The sequence below is a fragment of the Phenylobacterium sp. genome, assembly GCF_004799395.1.
Classification (GTDB): domain Bacteria; phylum Pseudomonadota; class Alphaproteobacteria; order Caulobacterales; family Caulobacteraceae; genus Phenylobacterium.
In genome coordinates this window covers 1-4,544 of record NZ_SSMZ01000283.1, presented here as the reverse complement: position 1 = coordinate 4,544, position 4,544 = coordinate 1, and the positions used below count along the sequence as shown (strand labels likewise).

The following is a 4,544-nucleotide window of genomic DNA, read 5'->3' as shown; positions in this document are numbered from 1 at the left end:
GAGCATCCTTCTGCGAACATCCAGCGAGCCGGCCCGCAAGCATTTCTCATGACCCTCATCGATCCTGACCTTCTGCTGCGCGACGCGATCAGCGCCCTTCGCAGCCATCGTCCTGAAGACGCCCTGGAGCTGCTGGACCAGATTACCGCAGCCGGGCGAGGCAACGCCGCGGTCTGGCTGGCGGTCGCCATGACCCACAACGGGCTGGGAAACCCGGCGCGCGAGCTCGCCGCACTCAACGAGGCCTTGAAGCTCGAGCCGCGTAATCTGCGGGCCCTGATCATGACCGGCGACAACCTCGCCGCAGCGGGGGACGGCCGCGCCGCCTGCATCTACTACGATGCGGTCGGCAAGATCGCCGCCATGCAGCCCCCCGCCGACCAGGGGCTCGCCGCGCAGGTGACGCGCGCTCGGCGTCTGGCTCTCGAATACGGCGCGGAATTCGAAAACCACCTCCTCGCGACGATGGCGGCTGAAGGCGTAGATCAGCCCGGGGCCCGACGCGTTCGGGAGTCCCTCGACCTGATGCTCGGCAAACGGCAGATCTACCTGCAGCAGCCGCGACACTACTATTTTCCCGAGCTGCCCAACATTGCCTGGGCCGAGCGCGCCGCCTTCCCCTGGCTTGCCGAGGTGGAGGCCGCGACCGACGCCATTCGAGGCGAGCTCGGTCAGGTGCTTCAAGACGGCGCCGCGTTCGCCCCCTATCTGGAGCCCGAACCCAATCGTCCGGTCTTCGCCGAGACCCGCGGCATGCTCGACAACCCAGCCTGGTCGTCGTTCTACCTGTGGAAGAGCGGCGCGCCCGTGCCTGAGAATATCGCCCGCTGCCCGTCGGTCATGGCGGCGCTGGAGAATGCGCCCCTCTGCAAGATTGCGGGCCGCACGCCCTCGGTGTTCTTTTCACTCCTCCAGCCCGGCGCGCACATCCAGCCGCATCACGGCTTCACCAACGCCCGCTATATCTGCCACCTCCCCCTGATCGTGCCGGACGGCTGCGCCATGCGGGTGGGCGCAGAGACCCGGCCCTGGGCGCAGGGCGAGGCATGCATCTTCGACGACAGCATCGAGCACGAGGCCTGGAACAAGCACCCCGACGCGCTTCGCGTCGTGCTCATTTTCGATATCTGGCGGCCTGAGTTGCGCGAGACCGAACGTAGCCTTGTGAGCACCCTGCTGCAGGCGGTCGACAGCTACAGATCGCCGCCCAGATCCGTCGGCTAGAAGACCATCACCCGGCCGAAACCCGCCGGCCACAAGCCGGTGCGCGCATGCGCCGGGCGCTGGACGGTGAACCGAAGCCCCGCTACTAGCCGGCACGGAGGCAGTGTCTCCTGATCCCGGTTTCAGCGCCTCCATGCACCTGCGGCTCTCCAGCTTCGTTCACCTGGTTCCGATCACCGACGATCGGGTTCTGGTGGTCGATGCGATCAGCCACGTGCGCCTCGTCGTAAACGCCGAGGTGGCCGAGCTTATCCGCGGGTTCGCCGCCCCGCAGCACGCGTCCGAGCCGCCGCCCACGGGGGGCGTGATCGCAGCGATGCTGGAGCGGGGAATGCTCACGGAGCGTACGCCGGCCGAGGAGCTGGCCGACGTCGCCCAGGTGCTTGGCCCCTACCATGGGCGTGACCCCGATGCGTTGCTGCAGAAATACCGGCGCGAGGCCAAGGAAGGCGCCGAGCCCTATTGGGCGGTCACCAAGGCGCTCGGGATCGAGGATCTGGACGGCTCAAGGGCGCGGATAGACCTGATCCTGCTCGGCGACTGCGACATACATATGGAGGCCGATTTCCTGCGGCGCGAGGGCGCTCAGCGTGGAGTCGACGTGCGGGTCGCCGCCACCTTCCCCGATGACGTCCGGTTTGCCGCCGAGCACAAGCATGACGCCATTCTAGTGGGCGCGCTTCGCTCCCGCGTCAGCCTCATGGACCCCCGTCGCACCGACACTGCGACGCCGCCGCACGCCGCCTTCATCGCCGAGGCTCGCCAGATCATCGAAGGCCTGCGTGGCCACACGACAGCGCCAATCCTGATCGACGGATTGCCTGAGCCGACGGTGCAGCCGATGGGGTTTGCCGACCGCGGTCCGCTCAGTCATCGCGGGCGCGTCCGCCTCGCCAACATGGCGCTTTCGGTCCTGGTGGAAAGCTATCCCGACGTTCACATGGTCGACGTGGCCACAGCGCTGGGCGCTGTCGGCGCGGAGCGGCTGGTTGACGACGGAATCTGCAACTTCACCCATATGGGATCGCCCGGATGGCTGCTGCAGCGGGCCGACGAGGAATTGATCCCCGTCCACGGGCAGTTTCCCGACATGGCTCCCCTGGCCGCCTGGATCGGCGGCGATCCCTATGCCCGTGAAGCCGTCACCGCGCGGGCTCATCTCGACGCGCTCGCCGTTGTGCTGGCCCTCGACGCCAAGAAGTGCGTCGTTGTCGATCTGGACGGCGTCCTGTGGCCCGGCGTCCTGGCTGAGACCGGCGCGCCGTTTGCGTGGACGCCGCAGGACAATCCCCACTCCTACATTGGCCTCTACTTCGGCTTGCACGAAGCGCTCCTGGCTCTGAAAAAGCGCGGGGTTCTCCTCGCCTGTGTGAGCAAGAACGACGCGGCGACGGTGCGCGAACTCTGGACCTACCCCGACGGCTACCCCCACGGGATGCTGCTGACGCCGGATGATTTCGTCAGCCTGCGCATCAACTGGGAGGACAAGGTCGACAACCTCCGCTCGATCGCCGACGAACTTGGCCTGTCCCCCGGGACCTTCCTGTTCATCGACGACAACCCGGTCGAACGCGAGCGCGTCCGGCAGCGGCTTCCCGAGGTTGAGGTCTGGGGAGACGATCTCTTCGCCCTGCGGCGGCGGTTGCTGAACGACCCTCGCCTTCAGCGGCCGAGCCTTAGCGCCGAAGCCGCCGCCCGCACCGAACTGGCGAAGGCCCAGGTCAAGCGCCAGGCGGCGCGGGCCGATGCGATCAGCGAAAGCGATTACGTCGCGTCGCTGAACGTGCAGACGCGCGTCGAGCGCGTGGCGCCCGACGCCGACCTGAAACGCATCGTGGAGCTCTTCCAGCGGACCACCCAATTCAACGCGACCGGCGTCAGGTTCTCAGAGGCTGAATTGAAGGCCGTGGCGGCGTCGCCGCGCGACGGCGTCTACGCAGCCCATGTCACGGATCGCTTCGCGGACAATGGGCTGGTGGGCGCAGCCGTCGTCCGCGATGGCGAGATTGCCGGTCTCGCGCTCAGTTGCCGTGTTCTCGGGCTGGGCGTGGAACACACGTTCTTGCAGCGCATCCTGGCAGACCATCCCGCCCTGACCGCGCGCATCGTCCCGACCGCGCGGAACGCGCCCGTGCGCAACATCTATCGCGACAACGGGTTCGTAAGCGATGGCGAGGGGTCATGGCGGCGCGGTTAGGTCCGCGGCTTCGCCACGCTAGGCCGCGTCGCCCCACTGCCGCTGCAGCGACGACCGGATGTAGTTGAGACGGGTGATCCCGTCCCAACTGAGGCGGTCGGCCTCTTGCGCCAGGACGTCATTCATCTCGAAGAGCAATTCACGGCTCACCCGGTCGACGATCTCACTTTCGATGAAGGTGATGCCGCACAGGCGCTCGCCGCGCGTCACGGGGCGAACCTCATGCAGCGTAGTCGAGGGGTAGATGACAGCGCCGCCGGGCGGCAGCCTGAAGTCCAACGCACGGCTACCCAGGTGGACCGACAGCTCTCCTCCATCGTAGTCTTCGAGCGGGTTCAGGAAGATTGTACAGCTGAGGTCGGCCCGCACAGGTCGCGTGCCCATCGGTATGAAGGCTGTGTCAGCGTGCACGCCGTAGTTCATGCCCACCGTGTATTTGGTCAACACCGGTGGGGCCATCCGCTTGGGAAAGGCAAAGGCCGAGACCTGGGCATGCCGGGCAAGGGCGTGGCCGAGGAGTTCGGAGGCCTGCTGGTGATTTAGGCCGCGCGTATCGGCGTGCAGGTTGTTCTTCACCTTCGAATGCGGGTTGGTTATCCGCCCCTCGACGAATTTTACGCCCCGGGCCAAGCCCCGAAGGTCTTCGACCTCATCGCTCGTCAGCAGGTCTGCGATTTCTTGGAACATGGCCTATCGCCTCAACGGATCATCTGGCGCCCATCAAGATGCAAATACGACTGGTTTCCAGGGATCGTCCATAGGCGGCGGCGTTTGGCGAAGCGAGCGCCTGCGGCAGAAATCACGCCGATGTGGCGGCCTACGCCAACCGGCATCGCGAACGCCATCGAGCCATGTTCCTCACCGGCCGCGCCCCCGCAGACATCAGCTTAAGCAATATCGTCGCTGACCGAGCCCCCCGGGTCGTCCGAAATGTCTCGTCTCTGCGGGTTCACCGGGCGGGCGGCTTAGGTTAAAGCCACGGCCGTTCCGCCAATCCGAACCCTCGGGAGCCATAGGCCGCCATGTCGCTTGAATCCGTCGCCCTGTCGCGCGTGAAGCCGTCCGCCACCCTGGCGGCCGACCAGAAAGGGCGCGAGCTGAAAGCAGCCGGGCGCGACATCAT

4 protein-coding genes are annotated in these 4,544 nt (G+C 66.5%); 3 read left to right on the top strand and 1 reads right to left on the bottom strand.

Features of this window, described 5'->3' with window-relative positions; genetic code table 11:
* A partial coding sequence (locus tag E8A12_RS18370; RefSeq protein WP_293371511.1) for an aspartyl/asparaginyl beta-hydroxylase domain-containing protein occupies positions 1-1,224 on the top strand: 1,224 nt, incomplete at its 5' end.
* A gap of 103 nt (positions 1,225-1,327) precedes the next feature.
* Positions 1,328-3,421, top strand: coding sequence for an HAD-IIIC family phosphatase (locus E8A12_RS18365; protein ID WP_293371509.1), 2,094 nt, complete (start codon positions 1,328-1,330; stop codon positions 3,419-3,421).
* Between the two features lie 18 nt (positions 3,422-3,439).
* Here the strand turns inward: E8A12_RS18365 and E8A12_RS18360 are convergent, their stop codons facing one another.
* Positions 3,440-4,108 (bottom strand): Fe2+-dependent dioxygenase, encoded by a 669-nt coding sequence (locus E8A12_RS18360; protein ID WP_293371507.1) that lies wholly within the window; start codon positions 4,106-4,108, stop codon positions 3,440-3,442.
* 335 nt (positions 4,109-4,443) lie between these two features.
* Here E8A12_RS18360 and E8A12_RS22810 point away from each other — a divergent pair.
* Positions 4,444-4,544: hypothetical protein (locus tag E8A12_RS22810; RefSeq protein ID WP_363212445.1), on the top strand; the 101-nt coding region annotated here is incomplete at its 3' end.

Bases quoted from the DNA above. Each gene is read 5' to 3' on its own strand.
- E8A12_RS18360 (WP_293371507.1), bottom strand. From the start codon at position 4,108: ATGTTCCAAGAAATCGCAGACCTGCTGACGAGCGATGAGGTCGAAGAC.